The sequence below is a fragment of the Kitasatospora sp. NPDC052868 genome (assembly GCF_044547105.1).
Lineage (GTDB): Bacteria > Actinomycetota > Actinomycetes > Streptomycetales > Streptomycetaceae > Kitasatospora.
Window position 1 is genome coordinate 319,998 of record NZ_JBITZW010000003.1, and the last position, 17,625, is coordinate 337,622.

Genomic DNA, 17,625 nt, shown 5'->3' on the forward strand with positions numbered 1-17,625 from the left:
CCGGACCATCCCCATCACCGGCTCCGGCCGGGCGGGACGGGCGTCGATAGAGTGTGACCGCTTCGAGAGGCAGGGGTGGGGCGCGTGAGAGTCGGAGATGTCCTCGACGGCCGGTACGAGCTGGTGGAGCGGCTCGGCCAGGGCGGCTTCGGGGTGGTGTGGCGGGCCTTCGACACCCGGATGCGGCGCCAGGTGGCGGTCAAGGTCATCGGGCACCACGGGGGCGACCAGCAGAAGGCGGCGCTGCGGTTCGTCCGGGAGGCGTGCGCGGCGGGGAACCTGTCGCACCCGAACATCGTCACCGTGCACGACCTGGGGGAGGCCGAGCTCGGCGGGCAGCCGGTGACCTTCCTGGTGATGGAGCTGCTCACCGGCCGCACCCTGACCGAGGTACTGCGGGCCGGGCCGCCCGACCCGGCGCAGAGCCTGGGCTGGGGGCGGCAGATCTGCGCCGCACTGGCCGCCGCCCACGACGCGGGCATGGTGCACCGGGACATCAAGCCCGACAACATCATGGTCACCGAGGCCGGGGTGCTGAAGGTGCTGGACTTCGGCATCGCCCAGCTGGACACCGGGGCGGGCGGGCTCACCACCACCGGGACGGTGATCGGCAGCCCGGCGTACATGGCGCCCGAGCGGTGGACCGGCGGCCGGGTCGACGGGCGGGCGGACCTCTACGCCTTCGGCTGCGTGCTGGTCGAACTCTGCACCGGGGCCAGGCCGTTCAGCGGGGAGTCGACGCCGGTGCTGATGTACAAGCACCTCAACGAGCCGCCGCCGGCGCTGGACCCGGCGCAGTTCGGGCTGGCGCCGGGGGTGGCGGGGCTGGTCGCCGAGCTGCTCGCCAAGGACCCGCAGGACCGGCCGGCCGACGCCCGGGTGGTCGAGCGGAGGCTGGCCGCGCTGGCCGACCCGCGCGTGGCGATGGGGCCGGTCGGGCCCGCGGCGCCGACCCCGACCGTGCTGGACCGCCCGGAGCCGGTGGCTCCCGTGACGCCGCCGGTGGCATCGGTGGCGCCCGCGCCGCCCCCGGTGCCCCCCGCGCCGACGGCGCCGCCCGTCGTGCCCGTCGTACCCGGTGCGTCCGCCGCGCCGCCCGTCGAGGCCGAGCCGGTGCTGTCGCCGCTCACCACGCCCCCGGTCACCGCGCCGCCCGCCGCCGGCTCCGAGGACGTCCGGACGGCACTGCGCGAGCGCCGGACCGCCGCCTACCGGGCGCCGACCGCCGGGGAGTCCGCCATCCAGCTGCAGGCGGTGGCCCGGGACGCGCTCGCCGCGCTCGGCGGCACCGACCGGGACACCCTGTGCGCCTGGCGCGACTTCGCCTGGTACCTCAGCAAGGCGGGCGACCTCGACGGCGCGATCCGGCTGCTCGGCACGCTGGTGGGGGACATGGGCACGGCGCTCGGCCCGACCGACGACGACACCCTGGGCGCCCGGTACCACCTGGCCTGGTGCATCGGGGAGAGCGGCGAGAGCGTCACCGCGATCCGCCAGCTGTCCCAGCTGCTCCCCGATCTGCACGCGGCCTGGGGCGGCCACGACAGCCGGGTGCTGAAGGCCCGGCACGACCTCGCGGTCCACGCCGCCAACCGGGGCGACCTGGACGGCGCCGTCCTCCAGCTGCGCACCCTCCTGCCGGACCTCGCCCGGGCGCTGGGGGAGCAGCACCCGAGCACCGTCCAGGCCTGGCACGACCTGGCCGGCTACCAGCAGCGCCTGGCCGCGCCGGGCCGCCGGGCCCGCGGCGCCGCTCCCCGTGCGGGCCGGCGGCCGAAGATGAGCCCGATCGAGGCCGTGGTGCTGGTCCGGCGCCTGCTGGCCTGGGAGTTCGCCAGTGACCGGGAGGCCGACGCCTGTGTGAGCGCGCTGGAGCGCGGGACGGGCATCAAGGGGGTCGGGGACTGGATCCTCTCCGCTCCGGACCACGTCACGGCCGAGGACCTGGTCGCGGAGATCTTCGGACCGTAGGGCCGGACAGGGCCTCGGCCGAACAGGGCCCGGGCGGGCCGCGCGGCCGGGCCGGTCAGAGCGTCCCGGCCACGCAGTCCGCCAGGGCTGCCGCCTCCTGTGCGGCCAGGGCCCGCAGCAGCGCGCGGGCGGCCGCGTCGTTCTGCCGGAAGCCGGGGGAGTCGGTGCGCGGCCGGGCGAACGCGGCGGCCGCGCGCAGGCTGGTGTGCGGGCCGAGGGCGGTGCGCCGCGGGTGCGGGGCGCCGCCCAGGGCCGGGTCCAGGACGCGGCTGTCGCCCGGCGCGATGGTGAGCAGCCCGGAGCGGTGGGTGTACTGCGCGTCCTCGACCACCTCCTCCACGATCCGCCCGGCGCGGTGCAGTTCGCGCAGCACGGGGTCGTGGGTGCGGGCCAGCGCGTGCTTGGGCAGGTACGCCTCGATCAGCGCGGTGGCGGTGACGGTGTGGCCGGGCACGGTGGCGCCGGACGCCCGCCAGGTGCCGGTGGCCTCGTCCTGTTCGACCCGGATCCCGGCGCCGAGGAAGTGCACCACGCCCGCTTCGGAGAGGGCGAGCAGCTGGCGCAGCCGGAAGCCGGGCGGGCCGGAGGCGAGGAAGCTGAAGTAGCCGAAGAACCACTCGTCGACCTCCTCGCCGACCGAGCGGGCGGTGAGCCGGCCGGAGGCGAGGACGCGGGGCAGTTGGCCGAAGAGCGAGAGCAGGGCGAGGAAGGCGCCGAGGTCGGCGCTGTGGGCGGGGTCGGCGCGCCGTTCGGCGTCCCGGGTGACGTAGTCGCGCAGGTGGTGCTGGAGCTCCTCGGCCGAGCCGAGTCCGACGCCGGCCAGCGGGAGGTCGAGGCGCTCGAAGTCCAGCCGGTCGGCCGGGTCGGGGACGGCCTCGGCGACGAGCCGGTCGAGCTCGGGGGAGTACCAGTCGTGCCGGTCGTACGCGGCGAGGAACGCGGGCCAGGGCAGGGCGGTGCGCTCGGGGTGGGCGTGGAACAGCTCGTGGTAGTGGCCGAAGCCGATGTCCTTGGCCATCAACGGCCAGAAGTCGCGCCGTAGTTCGAGGGCGCCGGGGCGGGCGAGGACGGTGTCGACGGCGGCGGCGTCGAAGTACCGGGGGAGCGGTGCGGGCGGGCCCTGGAGGCGGTAGCCGGTCTTGGAGTGGTACGGCACCCCGCGCCGGGAGCCGACGTGGATCACCGGCTCCCGGCCGGAGGGGCGGTAGGCCAGGCCGTCGGGGGTCTCCTCGAAGCGGCCGCCGCGGCCCTCGGTGAGCAGCGACAGCAGGTCGACGAAGGCCAGTCCGAAGCCGCGCAGGACGAGTTGCTCGCCGGGGGCGATGCCGGCCAGGTCGGCGTCGGCCGAGAAGGCGGGCGGGAGGTGGAAGCGGCCGTGCCGGGCGGCGAAGGCGGCGTCGGCGGCGTACCGGGGGGCGGGTGCGGAGTCGAGGTGGCCGAGGGTGAGGGCGACGTGGTCGGCGGTGAGCACCCGGTCGGCGAGGTGGACCGACTGGGGGCCGTCGGCGGGTCCGTCGATCCGGCGGACGGTGTCGCGGTGCACGGTGGCGGTGATGTGCGGTGGCAGGTCGGCGACGGCGCGGCGGAACACCCAGTCCAGGTAGGCGCTCTGGGCCCGGCGGGTGGGGAAGTCGGTGGGCGCCAGGGTGTCCAGCTCGGCCCGGACGGCCGGGTCGGCGATCTCCCGGTACGGGGCGAACTCCGTTCTGCGGGCGGCCCATTCGGCCAGCGAGGGGCCCGGCCGGCGCGGCCCGTCGATGGTCGACCGCTCGTCGGTGAACATCGTGACGTCCTCGGCCATCGAGTTCATCCGGAGCAGCGGGGACTGGTCGTAGCGCCAGATCCGGCCGGCGCCGGGCGGGTATGGGTCGACCAGGTGGATCTGCAACGGCCGGTCGGCGGGCAGCAGTTCGGGAGCGTTGGCGGCGATCCGCTCCAGCAGGCCGGTGCCCCGCGGCCCGGCTCCGACGATCACCAGGGTGGTCAACGCTTCCCCCCGGTGCGCGGATCGGCGTCGGCGGCGGCGCGCAGCCGGCGGTAGCCGGCCCGGGCCTTCTGCAGCGGGGTGGGCGGCAGGCCCTCCCGGGTGGCGCCCTTGGCGTAGTGGCGCTCGACGTAGTACTGGCCGATGGACAGGACGGTGGTGACGGCGATGTACCAGATGGTGGCGACCATCAGCATCGGGATGACCTGGTAGGTCTGCAGGTACACCAGCTGCACCGAGTAGAGCAGGTCGGAGACGGCCAGCACGCTGATGATGCTGGTGCCCTTGAGCGCGCTGATCAGCATGTTGCCGGCGGTCGGCACGATCGAGCGCATCGCCTGCGGTACGACGATCCGGCGCAGTACCCGCCACCGGCCCAGGCCGAGGGCCGAGGCGGCCTCCAGCTGACCGCGGTCCACCGAGAGGATGCCGCCGCGCACCACCTCGGCGGCGTAGGCGGCCTCCAGCAGGGTGAGGCCGATGACGGCGGTGAGGGTGGGGCCGATCAGGTTGACGGTCCTGACGCTGACGAACTCGGGGCCGAACGGGATGCCGAGGCCGAGGGTCGGGTAGAGCGCGCCGATGTTGAAGAAGAAGAGCAGCTGCACCAGCGCCGGGGTGGAGCGGAAGATCCAGATGTAGATCCAGCTCAGGGTGCGCAGTACCGGGTTGGCGGACAGCCGCATGGTGGCGAGCACGGTGCCCAGGACGAAGCCGAGAACGAGGGTGACGCCGGTCAGCCAGAGGGTGAGGGTGAGGCCGTGCAGGACGGAGGCGGAGGTGAACCAGTCGGCCACCACGTCCCATTGGAAGGCCCGGTTGCGGACCACCGAGTTGGCGGCCATCGCGAACAGCAGCAGGGCGAGGGCGGCGGAGACCCACTGGCCGGGCCGGCGGCGGGGGACGATGCGGGTGTCGTCCGCGGCTTCGGCGGCCGGGCGGCGGACGGGGGTGAGGGCGGGGGAGGGGAGGACGTCCTGCGGGGTGGCCATGCGGAGGGCTCCAGGCGGGGAGGTGCGGGCGGGCGGGGGGTACGGGGATGGTCACGTACGGCCGTCGGCGCCGGTCCGCGTCCCTCAACGCGGGTGGCACTGCACTCACTCCGTCTTGATCGTACGCATGCGCGATCGGCGCCTGTCAAGGGTGGTGGGCGGGGCCGAAACGGTGGTCGCGGGGCGACAGGAGATCGCAACAGTGCGGCAACAGAGGGTGGTTGACGTAGTGCGTCGTTCGCTGCTCAACTTGTTGCCATGTACGCCGAGCAGCCCCTGGTCACCCGCGACCACATCGACTTCGGTCGGGTGTGGTCCGCGGCATGTCGCGGCTGACCCGGCAGCGGGCCGTCTAGCCGGCCCTGCTCTCCTTCGGAGACCCCTCCCTCGGTGCCCCGTCGCGGGCCGGGAATCCGCCGTCCACTGACGGCGGTCCAGGCGCACGCTGCCGCCTTCGCCGTCTCTCACTCCTTCCGCACTCCGGCAGTTCGGCATGTCGCCGGCACCGTCGTCGTCACCGTCACCGTCACGTCCGCACGTGCGCCGCCTCCTCCCGGCCCGGCCCTGCCGCGGCCTCCTCCGGCGTGCCCGCCCGCAGCCGCCGGACGCCCGTACAACCGAAAGGTCCGCCACCATGCCCGTCGAATTCCCCGGCGCCGCCGCCACCGGCACCCGCCCGGTGCTGGAGGTCCGCCGGGTGGTGATCGACGACCCGCTGGTCGAGCCGCTGCTGCGCGAGCTCACCGAGGAGTACGTCGGCCGGTACGGCCCCGAGGCCCGCCAGGAGATGACCCGCTACCCGCGGGACGCCTTCGCGGAGCCGGCCGGGCTGCTGCTGCTCCTGCTGGAGGACGGCGAGCCGGTCGCGGGCGGCGCGTACAAGCGGTACGACGAGCACACCGCCGAGCTCAAGCGGATGTGGACGCACTCCGCGCACCGCCGCCGCGGCCTGGCCCGGCAGGTCCTGGCCGAGCTGGAGCGGGCCGCCGGGGCGGCCGGCTACTCCCGGGTCTTTCTCACCACCGGACCGCGCCAGCCCGAGGCCAGGGGGCTGTACCTGGCGACCGGCTACACCCCGTTGTTCGACCTCGCGGCCGACCCGCTGACCATCGGCCCGCTGCCCTTCCAGAAGTACCTGACCAGCTGAAAGGCGCTGTTTCCCGTGAGAACCACCACCGCCCGCCGCCTGCTCGCGGCCACCGCCCTGCTGCCCGTGCTGGCGCTGGCCGCCTGCGGCTCGGACCCGAAGGCCGTCGGCGGGAAGGGCGGCGGCGGCCAGGCGGCCGCCGCCGCCACGCAGGACCTCGTCTCCGGCATCGCCAGGTCGGACGCCGCCGCCGCGCTGCTGCCCGAGGACGTCCGCAAGTCCGGCACCGTGAAGTTCGGCGCCTCCATCGGCGCCCCGCCCACCGCGTTCTACGCCGACCAGGCCACCAGGAAGGCGGCCGGCATCGACATCGACTTCAGCGACGCGGTGGCCAAGGTGCTCGGCCTGACCGTCCAGCGCGAGGAGGCCGCCTTCGAGACCATCCTGCCCGCGCTCGGCAGCGGCAAGTACGACGTCGGCACCGGCAACTTCGGCGTCACCGAGGCCCGGCTGAAGACCATCGACTTCGTCACCTACATCGACGACGGCCAGGGCTTCGCGGTCAAGAAGGACAACACCGCCGTCCAGCCGGTCACCGACCTCCTCCAGCTCTGCGGCCTGACCATCGGCACCGGCGCCGGCACCACCTTCGAGACCACGCTCAACAGCAGGAAGAGCGTCTGCACCGACGCCGGCCGCAAGCCGTACGAGGTGAAGGCGTTCAGCGACAGCGGCACCGTGCTGACCAGCCTGCAGCAGGGCCGGGTGGACATCCTGATGTCCACCATCAACGGTCTGCGCTACCAGGCCTCGCAGGAGGCCTCCGGGACGCGGTTCCTCGGCGAGTTCCACCGCCTGGACGTCGGCTTCGCCTTCAAGAAGGGCTCCCCGCTGGCCCCCGCGTTCCAGGCGGCGGTCAACCAGCTGATCAAGGACGGCACCTACGAGCGGATCCTCCGGAAGTGGGGGGTGACCGACTCCGCGATCAAGGAGTCCCGGATCAGCCCGCCCGAGCACACGTGACCCCCTGTCCGGGCCCCCGGCCTGTTGGAGGAATCCCCCCATGACCGTCATCACCACGGCCGGCGGACCGCCGGCCAGGACCGCCACCAAGCCGACCGGTCCACTCGACCTGGACGAGCTGCCCCGGCTGCGGACCGTCCCCGCCCGGCACCCCTGGCGCTGGGCGGCCGGCCTCGCCGCGCTCGTCGTGCTGGCCCAGTTCGCCCACGGGCTGGCCACCAACCCGGGCTGGGACTGGGCCACCTTCCGGGTCTTCTTCTCCGCCGACACCATCCTGCGCGCGGTCGGCCGCACCCTTGAACTCACCTTCTACGGAACGGTGCTGGGCTTCGTCCTGGGCGCCGGGGTGGCCGCGATGCGGCTCTCGGGCAGCGCGGTCCTGCAGTCCCTCGCCTGGGCGTACGTCTGGGCGTTCCGCTCCATCCCGCTGATCGTCCAGCTGGTGTTCTGGTTCAACCTCTCCTACCTCTACAAGCGGTTCGGCTTCGGCATCCCGTTCGGCCCGACCTTCGCGGACTTCGAGACGATCGGCGTCCTGGGCGCGCTCGGCGCCGCAGTGCTCGGCCTCGGGCTGCACCAGGCCGCGTTCGCCGCCGAGATCATCCGCGGCGGCATCATCGCCGTCGACGCCGGACAGCGGGAGGCCGCCGCCGCGCTCGGCGTCCCGCGCTGGCGCCAGGCCTGGCGGATCGTGCTGCCCCAGGCGATGCGCGGCATCCTGCCGGCCGCCGCCAACGAGGTGATCTCGCTGTTCAAGGGCACCTCGGTGGTCTACGTGATGGCCCTCGGCGAGCTCTTCTACCAGGTGCAGGTGATCTACGGCCGCACCGGCCGGGTGGTGCCGCTGCTGATGGTCGCCACCGTCTGGTACGTGCTGCTGACCACCCTGCTGTCGATCGGCCAGTACTACGTCGAGCGGTACTTCGCCCGGGGCGCCCAGCGCACCCCGCCCCCCACCCCGCTGCAGCGGGCCCGGGCCCTCGTCCGGGGCCTGCGCAGCCCCCGCACCGCTGCCGAGAACGCCGTCGGAGGACGCTCATGACCACGCTGACCAAGTCCGGTGACCCGATGGTGCAGGTCCGGGGCCTGCACAAGAGCTTCGGCCGGCTGGCCGTGCTGCGCGGGGTCGACCTCGACGTGGCCACCGGCTCGGTCACGGTGGTGCTCGGCCCCTCCGGCTCCGGCAAGTCCACCCTGCTGCGCGCCATCAACCACCTGGAGAAGCTGGACCGGGGCTTCGTCGTGATCGACGGCGAGCTGATCGGCTACCGCCGGGCCGGCGACCGGCTGCACGAGCTGAAGGAGCGCGAGGTCCTGCGCCAGCGCACCAACATCGGCTTCGTCTTCCAGAACTTCAACCTCTTCCCGCACCTCACCGTGCTGGAGAACATCACCGAGGCGCCGATCAGCGCGCTCGGGCGGCCGAAGGCCGAGGCCCGCACCCGGGCCCTGGAGCTGCTGGACCGGGTCGGGCTGGCCGACAAGGCGGACGCCTACCCCCGGCAGCTCTCCGGCGGCCAGCAGCAGCGGGTGGCGATCGCCCGGGCGCTGGCGCTGGAGCCCAAGGTGCTGCTGTTCGACGAGCCCACCTCGGCGCTCGACCCGGAGCTGGTCGGCGAGGTGCTCGACGTGATCAAGGACCTGGCCCGGTCCGGCACCACGATGATCGTCGTCACCCACGAGATCGGCTTCGCCCGCGAGGTCGCCGACACCGTCGTCTTCATGGACGGCGGCGTGGTGGTCGAGCAGGGCCCGCCGAAGGCCGTCCTGGACGACCCGCGGCACGAGCGGACCCGCGCCTTCCTCGCCAAGGTCCTCTGACCGACCCCCTCCCCCCCCGCAAGCCCGCAAGCAAGGAGTTCCGCCATGTCCCTACCCCGTCGCGCCCTCGTCACCGCCGCCGCCTCGCTCGCCGCCGCCCTCACCCTGGCCGCCTGCGGAAGCTCCTCCGGCGCCTCGGCCGGACTCGCCCCCGCCAAGGGCGGCACCGCGCCGAACGGGGTCACGGTGAACCTGACGCCCCAGCAGAACCGGGTCACCACCGCCAAAGTCGACGCGCTCGCGGCGCTGGTTCCGGAGGAGATCAGAAAGAGAGGCACCCTGACGGTCGTCGACTCGATCGGCACCACGCCACCGCTGGACTTCTACGCCGACGACGACAAGACCATCATCGGCGTCGAGCCGGACATCGCCGAGCTGGTCGGCAACGTGCTCGGCCTGAAGGTGGAGTTCAACCCGGTCTCCTGGGAGAACATCTTCGTCGGCCTGGACAGCGGCAAGTACGACGTCGGCTTCTCCAACATCACCGTCACCGAGGCCCGCAAGGAGAAGTACGACTTCGCCACCTACCGCCTGGACGTCCTCGGCTTCGAGGCGAAGAAGGGCAGCGGCTGGAAGGTCGCCGGGCCCAAGGACGTCGCCGGGAGGACGATCGCCGTCGCCTCCGGCACCAACCAGGAGAAGCTGCTGGTCGGCTGGAACGAGCAGAACGTGAAGGACGGCCTCAAGCCGACCGACATCAAGTACTTCCAGAACTCCGCCGACTACTACCTGGCGCTGTCCTCCGGCCGGATCGACGCCTACGTCGGCCCCAACCCGAGCGCCGCGTTCCACGCCGTGCAGACCGGCGAGACCGAGGTGATCGGCACCTACTCCGGCGGCGGGGACGTCCTCGGGAAGATCGCGGCGACCACCAGGAAGGACAACGGGCTGGTCAAGGCGCTGGGCGGCGCACTCGACGAGATCATCAGGAACGGCACCTACGGACAGGTGCTGAAGCGCTGGGGGCTGGACGGCGAGGCCGTCCAGAGCTCCGAGATCAATCCGCCGGGGCTGCCCAGGCCCAAGCCGTAGCCCGTTCACCTCCACGCCCGCCTCCACCGCTATCGTGCGGGGGAACACCGTTCGGATCCAGCGGACTTGGGGGCAGGCATGAGGGCGGGGGACGTGCTGGACGGCCGTTACCGGCTGGACCGGGAGCTCGGCCGGGGAGGCTTCGGCGTGGTCTGGGCGGCCCACGACCGCACCATCGACCGGCCGGTCGCGGTGAAGGTCCTGTCCGAGGAGAACGCCTCGGACGAGGAGGCGGTGCAGCGCTTCATCCAGGAGGCGAAGACCGTCGGCAGCCTCACCAACCCGCACATCGTCACCCTGCACGACTACGGGCGGGTGCAGGACGGGGCGTGGTCCACCCACTACCTGGTGATGGAGCTGGTCCGCGGCCGGCCGCTGTCCGACGTGCTCAAGGACGGCCTGCCCGAGCACGTGCTGTCGCTGAAGTGGGTCCGGCAGGTCTGCAAGGCACTGGACGCCGCGCACCGGTCGGGCGTGGTGCACCGGGACATCAAGCCGCAGAACATCATGATCTCCGAGAGCGGCGAGGCGAAGGTGCTGGACTTCGGCATCGCCCGGCTGCTCACCCAGTCCGTCGGGATCACCTCCACCGGCAGTGTGGTCGGCACCGCGCCCTACCTGGCGCCCGAGTGCTGGTCCGGCGCCTCGATCGACGGCCGGGCCGACCTGTACGCGCTCGGCGTGCTGCTCTTCCAGCTCTGCACCGGGCGGCGCCCGTTCACCGCCGACACGCCCGTCGCGATGATGTACCAGCACCTGCATGACACCCCGCCGGCGGTGCGCACCACCGATCCGGCGCTGGCCGCCCTGGTGGCCCAGCTGCTCGCCAAGGACCCGGCCGACCGGCCCGCCGACGCCGCCGAGGTGCGCCGGCGGCTGCGCGACGTCCGGCCCGGCCTGCTCGCCCCGGACGACCCCAGCCCCGAGCAGCTGCGCCGCCGGGCCGACCAGGCCTGGCGGATCGGTGCGGACGGCGAGCCGGCGATGGCCGTCCAGGTACTGGAGGGGCTGATCCCGGAGTTCGCCCGGATCTGCGGCCCGGCCGACCTGCGGACCCTGCGCACCTGCCACGACCTGGCCGTCTGGCTGGCCCGCGACGGCCGCCCGGGCGCCGCCGCCGCGCTGCTGCGCGAGCTGCTGCCGGCCCTCACCGGCGAGCCGGCCGCGTACGAGGACGCCCGCCGCGACCTGGCCCGCTGGGAGCGCGGGTCGGCCGGGCCGGACCGGGGCGCGAGCGCTTCACCGGGCCTGGACGCGCTGCTGGGCCGCGTCTGACGCCCAGCCCCTGCCCGGACAGGGCCCGGGGCGTACGGCCCGGCCGGCCCCGGTTTCCGCCCGGCCGGGCGGCCGTTCGCGCACGGCGGGGGCTGTCAACCGTACGGGCAGCCGATTCCGGGCCCGGGCGGCTTGGAGGAATTGATAGGAATTCGCCGACCGGAACCGTCTGGTTCGCCGGCACCCGGCGTTGATATACCTCGCTTGCATAGACCGGGAGCGGTGTGCCGCCGCTCCGGTGAGCTGCGACGAACCAGGTGGTGACGCTCTGATGAAGCTCCTCCGTGTCGGACCCCCGGGCGCCGAGCGTCCGATCGTGCTGGACCAGGACGGTGCCGCGTACGACCTGTCGGGCCGGGCCCGGGACATCGACGGCGCCTTCCTGGCCGGGCTGGACCCGGCCGAACTGGCCCGCGAGGTGGCCGCCGGCGCACTGCCGGTGACGGACATCGCCGGGCAGCGGGTCGGGGCGCCGGTCGCCCGCCCGGGCAAGGTGGTCGGGATCGGCCTCAACTACCGCGACCACGCCAAGGAGGCCGGTGCGGCGATCCCGGACGAGCCGGTGATCTTCCTCAAGCCGAGCTACACCGTGGTCGGCCCGTACGACGAGGTGCTGGTGCCGCGCGGCGGCGACAAGACCGACTACGAGGCCGAGCTGGCCATCGTGATCGGCCGCACCGCCCGGTACCTGGAGAGCCACCGGGCGGCGGCGGAGGTGATCGCCGGCTACACCATCGCCAACGACGTGACCGAGCGGGCCTTCCAGTTCGAGCGCGGCGGCCAGTGGGACAAGGGCAAGTCGGCGGAGACCTTCACCCCGCTCGGGCCCTGGCTGGTCACCGCCGACGAGGTGGCGGACCCGCAGCGGCTGCCGCTGCGGCTCTGGGTCAACGGGGAGCTGCGACAGGACGGCTCCACCGCGCAGATGGTCTTCCCGGTGCTGGAGCTGGTCCGCTACGCGAGCCAGTTCATGGTGCTGGAGCCCGGCGACGTGATCGTCACCGGCACCCCGGCCGGTGTCACGCTGGGCCACCCCGGCGCCGCCTTCCTGGCGCCGGGCGACATCGTCGAGCTGGAGATCGACGGTCTGGGCCGTCAGCGGCAGGTCCTCGGCAAGGCCTGAGCCGGCCCGCCACGACCCCGACCCCGGGCACGGGGGTCAGGGTCACCGCTCCGGGGCGCCGCCCGAGCCACCGGGGTTCACATGGACAGGCGCTCGCGCAGCCGCCTCGGCCGGGGCGCGTCCGGGCCCTCCAGCGCCAACAGCGCGGTCAGCACGTCCGCGGTCTGCGGGTCGTGCACCGCGGTCGCCGCCGCCATCGCCACGAACTGGTCGACCAGCCAGTCCCGCAGCTCGTCGACCGCCAGCACCCGGCCCTCGTCCAGCCAGCTCAGCGAGGCGCCCTCGACCACCGAGATCCACGAGCGCACCAGCAGCGTCAGCCGCGGTCCGGCCTCCCGTACCCCCAGGTGCCGCAGGGTCCGCTTGAGCGCCGCCCGGCGGACGTCGTCGACGATCGCCGAGGTCCGGGCCGTCTCCACCACCGAACCCCCGCGCAGCAGCGCCGAGTACCCGGCGTCGTGCCCGGCGACGAAGGCGAAGTAGGCGTCCAGCACGGCCGCCAGCTGCTCGGTCGGGGTCCCGCTGACCGGCACGGTGAACCGGCTGGTCAGCTCCTCCGCGGCGGTCCGCAGCGCGGCCTCGTACAACTGCTGCTTGCCGCCCGCGAAGTAGCGGTACACCAGCGGCCGGGAGGCCCCCGCCGCCTCCGCCACCTCGTCCAGCCCGACCTCCTCGGGCGGCCGCGCGGCGAACAGCTCCAGCGCCACCGCGATCAGCTGCTCCCGCCGCTGCTGGACCGGCAGTCGGCGGTACCCCGTCTTGCGCGGACGGGCCTCACCGGCGGGCGGAACGGGCGCTGAGCTGGCTTCCATGGCGGCCAGCGTAATGGGCGTCCGGCCGATCGGCTCCTTGCCTGCACCGATCTTCCCGAACGGATGTTTGTCGCCGTTCGCCACGGTTCGCGTGGGTCGGTGGGCCGGAAGTGGACAAAGCGCCGAATATGGACGGGATGCCCGTGGTCGCAGGCGAGGAGGGTCTACCGGATGGCGCAGACGCTGGAGCGGGCGGCCCTCGCCCGGAGGGTGCCGCGGGCGGTGTGGGCGTGGGTCCGGTCGGCGCCGGGGACGTACCTGTGGCTGCTGGTCCTGGCGGTCACCAGCTTCGTGGTGGCGCGGATGGAGCCGGCCGCGCTGGACTGGTTCCTGGCCGCTCGCTCCACCAACATCGACCAGTTGACCTCGCACCCGGTGCACGCGCTGGTGGCCAGCGCGCTCTGGACGGAGCAGGCCGACTTCCTGTTCTACCTGGTGCTGTTCACCCTCTTCCACGCCAACGCCGAGCGCTGGCTGGGCACCTGGCGCTGGCTCACGGTCGCCGCCACCTCGCATGTGCTGGCCACCCTGGTCAGCGAGGGCGTGGTGGCCTGGGGCATCGTCCGGGGGCGGCTGCAGGCCGACCTGGCCGACACCGTGGACGTCGGGGTCTCGTACGCGCTGGCCGGAGTGGTCGCGGTGCTCACCTACCGCTTCGCGGGCGGCTGGCGCCGGCTGTACGGGACCGGGGTGGTGGTCTTCTACCTTGTCCCGCTGGTCACTTCGCACACCTTCACGGATCTCGGCCATTTCTGTGCGGTGCTGATCGGCCTCTGCTTCCACCGCTTCGCGCGCGGACGGCCCACCTGGGATCCGGGTCTGCTGCGGCAGTGGTGGCGGGCGCGGCGCGGCACCGCCTGACCGCGGACGGTCAGTATCCGTCGACGGGTCTTGCAATCGGCCCGGGCCGCGAAATGATGTCCGGATGGTTGAAGAACTGATCAGCTCAGACGGCACCACCCCCCGCCGTATTGCCGACGCCTACGTCCAGGCCCTCGCCGAGCTCGACCCGCTGACCGCGGTGTATCTGGGGCTCAACCCCGATGACGACCGCCTCCCCGACCTCTCCCCGGCCGGCGCGCACGCCATCGCCGACCTCGCCCGCCGCACCCTCGCCCGGCTCGCCGAGGCCGAGGCGGCCGGCGCCGCCGAGGACGAGGCCGAGCGCCGCTGCGCGCGCCTGCTGCGCGAGCGCCTCACCGCCGAACTCGCCGTCCACGACGCGGGGGAGGGCTACCGGGCGGTGCGCAACCTCGGCTCGCCGGTGCACAACGTGCGCGACGTCTTCACGCTGATGGCGACCGGGACCGAGCACGAGTGGGAGGTCGTCGGCCGCCGGCTGGCCCGGGTGCCGGCCGCGCTGGCGCAGTACCGCGAGACCCTCGCCGAGGGCGTCGAGCGCGGTCTGCTCTCCGGCCCCCGCCAGGTCGTCACCGTGGTCGGCCAGCTCGGCGAGTGGCTGGCGCAGGACGCCCCCGAGGAGGGCGCGCCGACCGGGCACGGGGCGGGCTGGTTCGGGGACTTCGTCCAGGACGCCCCCGAGAGCCTGCGCCCGGCCCTGACCGGGCACGCCGTCGCCGCCGCCGAGGCGCTGGCGCAGCTGCGCGACTGGCTGCGGGACGTCTACGGCCCGGCCGCCGCCGACGCCCCCGACACCACCGGGCGGGAGCGCTACGGCCGCTGGGTGCGCTACTGGACCGGCGCCGACCTCGACCTGGACGAGGCGTACGCCTGGGCCTGGCAGGAGTTCCACGACCTGTACGCCCAGATGCGGGCGGAGGCGGAGAAGGTCCGGCCCGGTGCCACGCCGATGGAGGCGATGAAGTGGCTGGAGACCGACGGTCCGGCCATCGAGGGCGCCGAGGCCGCCCGTGAGTACCTCCAGGGCCTGATGGACCAGGCGATCAACGACCTCCAGGGCACCCACTTCGACCTGGCCGAGCCGGTCACCCGGGTCGAGTCGATGATCGCCCCGGCCGGCAGCGCCGCCGCGCCGTACTACACCGCCCCCTCGCTGGACTTCACCCGCCCCGGGCGGACCTGGCTGCCGACCATCGGCCGCGACAGCTTCCCGGTCTGGGACCTCGTCTCGACCTGGTACCACGAGGGCGTCCCGGGCCACCACCTCCAGCTGGCGCAGTGGAACTACGTCGCGGACCGGCTCTCCACCTACCAGGTCAGCACCGGCGGGGTCAGCGCCAACCTGGAGGGCTGGGCGCTGTACGCGGAGCGCCTGATGGACGAGCTGGGCTACCTCACCGACCCGGGCCACCGGCTCGGCTACCTCAACGCCCAGATGATGCGCGCGCTGCGGGTGATCGTCGACATCGGCATGCACGCCGGACTCGACTTCCCCGCGGACTCCCCGTACAAGGCCGGCCGGCCCGTGCTGCCGGACGACGCCCGGGAGTTCTTCGGCCTGTACTGCGGCCTGTCCACCGACTTCCTGGACAGCGAGCTGGTCCGCTACCTGGGCATGCCCGGCCAGGCGATCGGCTACAAGCTGGGCGAGCGCGCCTGGCTGCGCGGCCGGGCGGCGGCGAAGGCGGCGCACGAGGCCCGCGGCGAGGTGTTCGACCTCAAGGCCTGGCACATGGCGGCGCTGTCGCAGGGCTCGCTCGGCCTGGACGACCTGGTCGCGGAGCTGGCCGCGCTGTAGCGGAGCCAACCCGCCTCTCTCGGCGGCGGGGTGGGCGGCCGACGGGCCCCCGGGAGCCATCCGCTCCCGGGGGCCCGGGCGTTCCCGGGCCCCCTGGTGCGCTGGTCCCAGAGGCTCTGGTTCTTTTGTCCTGATTCACACTATTTGGTGATGTTTTTCCTTGCCATTCGCAGCCCCGCGAGTTTGGCTTGAAGGCGACTGCGTGACCTCTCCGCTACCAACCGGAAGGCTCCCCAGTGTCTGCGCAAGCTGCCACCCGTACCGAACCGGCGGACAGCCGCCGCTGGTGGGCGCTGGCGGTCATCGCCATCGCCCAATTGATGATCGTCCTCGACATCACCATCGTGAACATCGCGCTGCCATCGGCCCAGAAGGACCTGGGCATCTCCGACGCCAACCGGCAATGGGTGATCACCGCCTACACGCTGGCCTTCGGCGGACTGCTGCTGCTCGGCGGCCGGCTCGGCGACCTCTTCGGCCGCAAGCGCGTCTTCACCATCGGACTGCTCGGCTTCGCCCTGGCCTCCGCGATCGGCGGCGCGGCCTCGGGGTCGGCCATGCTCTTCGCGGCCCGCGCCCTGCAGGGCGCCTTCGGCGCCCTCCTCGCGCCCTCGGCGCTGGGGCTGCTGTCCACCACCTTCACCGACCCCAGGGAGCGGAGTACGGCCTTCGGCATCTTCGGTGCGATCGCCGGCGGCGGCGCCGCGATCGGACTGCTCCTGGGCGGTGTGCTGACCGAGTACCTGAACTGGCGCTGGTGCCTGTTCGTCAACACGCCGATCGCCATCGCGACCGCCTTCGCGGCCTACTACGTGCTCACCGCCGACCACATCGCCAAGGGCCGTCGGGTCAAACTCGACCTGCCCGGGGCCGTCCTCGGCTGCGGCGGCCTGCTCGCGATCGTCTTCGGCACCTCCGAGGCCGTCACCCGGGGCTGGACCGACTGGCTGGTGCTGGGCTCGCTGGCCCTAGGTGTCGCCCTGCTCGTCGTCTTCGTCCTGGTGGAGCGGCGGACCGAACACGCCCTGCTGCCCCTGCACATCGTCGCCGAGCGCAACCGGGGCGGTGCCGCGCTCTCGATCGGCCTGGCGATGATCGGCATGTTCGGCATGTTCCTGTTCCTGACCTACTACCTCCAGGTGATCAAGCACTTCTCGCCGGTGGTGTCCGGTGTCTCCTTCCTGCCGATGACCGCCGCCATCATCATCAGTTCGACGGGCATCGCGGCCCGGCTGATGACCAGGGTGCCCTCGCGCAACCTGATCGGTCCCGGACTGCTGCTGGCCGCGGCCGCGATGGCCTGGCTGACCCGGATGGAGGTGGACAGCCCGTGGGCCGCCACGGTGCTGCCGGCGGAGCTGCTGCTGGGCTTCGGGATGGGCCTGGTGTTCATGCCGTCGATGAGCCTGGCCACCCTGACCGTCGCCCCGCAGGAGACGGGTGCCGCCTCGGCCACCATCAACTCGGCCCAGCAGGTCGGCGGCTCCTTCGGTACCGCGCTGCTGAACACCATCGCGGCCAGCGCCACCGCGACCTACCTGGCCACCCGGATCGCCGCCGACCCCCAGGTCCAGGCCCAGGGAGCGGTGCACGGGTACGTGACGGCCTCCTGGGTCGCGATGGGCGTCCTGCTGGCCGCGGCGCTGATCGCGTTCCTGATGATCAACCACCGCCCGGCGCCCGGCGAGGCGACCGGGGAGGTCGGTGCCGGCGCCCCGGCTGGCGCCCGGGTCGACGCCACGGCGGACGCCCAGGCCGTCGCGAAGTCGGGCGGCGAGGTGACCGCGACCGGAGAGCAGAGGGCCACCTGAAAATTGCAGCAAGGTCTTGCAGTCAACCTCCGGCG

At 73.3% G+C, this 17,625-nt stretch carries 14 protein-coding genes; 11 read left to right on the forward strand and 3 right to left on the reverse strand.

What is annotated here, in order from left to right; genetic code table 11:
• Window positions 1-84: 84 nt before the first annotated feature.
• Window positions 85-1,971: a protein kinase gene (locus ACIGZJ_RS07855; RefSeq protein ID WP_396456431.1), complete on the forward strand. Its 1,887-nt coding sequence runs from the start codon at window positions 85-87 to the stop codon at window positions 1,969-1,971.
• 55 nt (window positions 1,972-2,026) lie between these two features.
• On the opposite strand, the gene ACIGZJ_RS07860 is transcribed toward ACIGZJ_RS07855, so the two are convergent.
• Window positions 2,027-3,958: an FAD/NAD(P)-binding protein gene (locus tag ACIGZJ_RS07860; protein ID WP_396456432.1), complete on the reverse strand. Its 1,932-nt coding sequence runs from the start codon at window positions 3,956-3,958 to the stop codon at window positions 2,027-2,029.
• A complete protein-coding gene (locus tag ACIGZJ_RS07865; RefSeq protein WP_396456433.1) occupies window positions 3,955-4,947 on the reverse strand; it encodes an amino acid ABC transporter permease in 993 nt (330 codons plus the stop codon). The genes ACIGZJ_RS07860 and ACIGZJ_RS07865 overlap by 4 nt, the downstream gene beginning before the upstream one ends.
• A 634-nt stretch (window positions 4,948-5,581) precedes the next feature.
• Between ACIGZJ_RS07865 and ACIGZJ_RS07870 the strand changes: the two genes are divergently transcribed.
• From ACIGZJ_RS07870 to ACIGZJ_RS07900, 7 genes are all read left to right on the forward strand, one after another.
• Complete coding sequence (locus tag ACIGZJ_RS07870) at window positions 5,582-6,094, forward strand: GNAT family N-acetyltransferase (RefSeq protein ID WP_396456434.1); 513 nt, start codon at window positions 5,582-5,584, stop codon at window positions 6,092-6,094.
• 15 nt (window positions 6,095-6,109) lie between these two features.
• A complete protein-coding gene (locus tag ACIGZJ_RS07875) occupies window positions 6,110-7,057 on the forward strand; it encodes an ABC transporter substrate-binding protein (protein WP_396456435.1) in 948 nt (315 codons plus the stop codon).
• Window positions 7,058-7,097: 40 nt separating this feature from the next.
• Complete coding sequence (locus tag ACIGZJ_RS07880; RefSeq protein WP_396456436.1) at window positions 7,098-8,099, forward strand: amino acid ABC transporter permease; 1,002 nt, start codon at window positions 7,098-7,100, stop codon at window positions 8,097-8,099.
• Window positions 8,096-8,878, forward strand: a complete 783-nt coding sequence (locus tag ACIGZJ_RS07885) for an amino acid ABC transporter ATP-binding protein (RefSeq protein ID WP_392929227.1) — start codon at window positions 8,096-8,098, stop codon at window positions 8,876-8,878. Before ACIGZJ_RS07880 ends, ACIGZJ_RS07885 begins: the two co-directional genes overlap by 4 nt.
• A 45-nt stretch (window positions 8,879-8,923) precedes the next feature.
• Window positions 8,924-9,910 carry an ABC transporter substrate-binding protein gene (locus ACIGZJ_RS07890; RefSeq protein ID WP_396456437.1) on the forward strand — a complete coding sequence of 329 codons (987 nt, stop codon included), beginning with the start codon at window positions 8,924-8,926 and terminating at the stop codon, window positions 9,908-9,910.
• A 78-nt stretch (window positions 9,911-9,988) separates the two neighbouring features.
• A complete protein-coding gene (locus ACIGZJ_RS07895; RefSeq protein ID WP_396456438.1) occupies window positions 9,989-11,185 on the forward strand; it encodes a serine/threonine-protein kinase in 1,197 nt (398 codons plus the stop codon).
• Window positions 11,186-11,456: 271 nt separating this feature from the next.
• Window positions 11,457-12,308, forward strand: coding sequence for a fumarylacetoacetate hydrolase family protein (locus tag ACIGZJ_RS07900; RefSeq protein WP_396456439.1), 852 nt, complete (start codon window positions 11,457-11,459; stop codon window positions 12,306-12,308).
• 77 nt (window positions 12,309-12,385) lie between these two features.
• Here the strand turns inward: ACIGZJ_RS07900 and ACIGZJ_RS07905 are convergent, their stop codons facing one another.
• Window positions 12,386-13,120 (reverse strand): TetR/AcrR family transcriptional regulator, encoded by a 735-nt coding sequence (locus ACIGZJ_RS07905; RefSeq protein WP_396456440.1) that lies wholly within the window; start codon window positions 13,118-13,120, stop codon window positions 12,386-12,388.
• 171 nt (window positions 13,121-13,291) lie between these two features.
• On the opposite strand from ACIGZJ_RS07905, the gene ACIGZJ_RS07910 reads away from it, so the two are divergent.
• The 3 genes from ACIGZJ_RS07910 (at window position 13,292) to ACIGZJ_RS07920 (ending at window position 17,590) form a co-directional block, all read left to right on the forward strand.
• The gene (locus tag ACIGZJ_RS07910; RefSeq protein ID WP_396456441.1) at window positions 13,292-13,981 is read left to right on the forward strand and encodes a rhomboid-like protein; all 690 of its coding nucleotides are present in this window, start codon (window positions 13,292-13,294) and stop codon (window positions 13,979-13,981) included.
• Window positions 13,982-14,045: 64 nt separating this feature from the next.
• Window positions 14,046-15,779 (forward strand): DUF885 domain-containing protein, encoded by a 1,734-nt coding sequence (locus ACIGZJ_RS07915; protein ID WP_396456442.1) that lies wholly within the window; start codon window positions 14,046-14,048, stop codon window positions 15,777-15,779.
• A gap of 236 nt (window positions 15,780-16,015) precedes the next feature.
• Window positions 16,016-17,590 (forward strand): MFS transporter, encoded by a 1,575-nt coding sequence (locus ACIGZJ_RS07920; RefSeq protein ID WP_396456443.1) that lies wholly within the window; start codon window positions 16,016-16,018, stop codon window positions 17,588-17,590.
• Window positions 17,591-17,625: the final 35 nt, after the last annotated feature.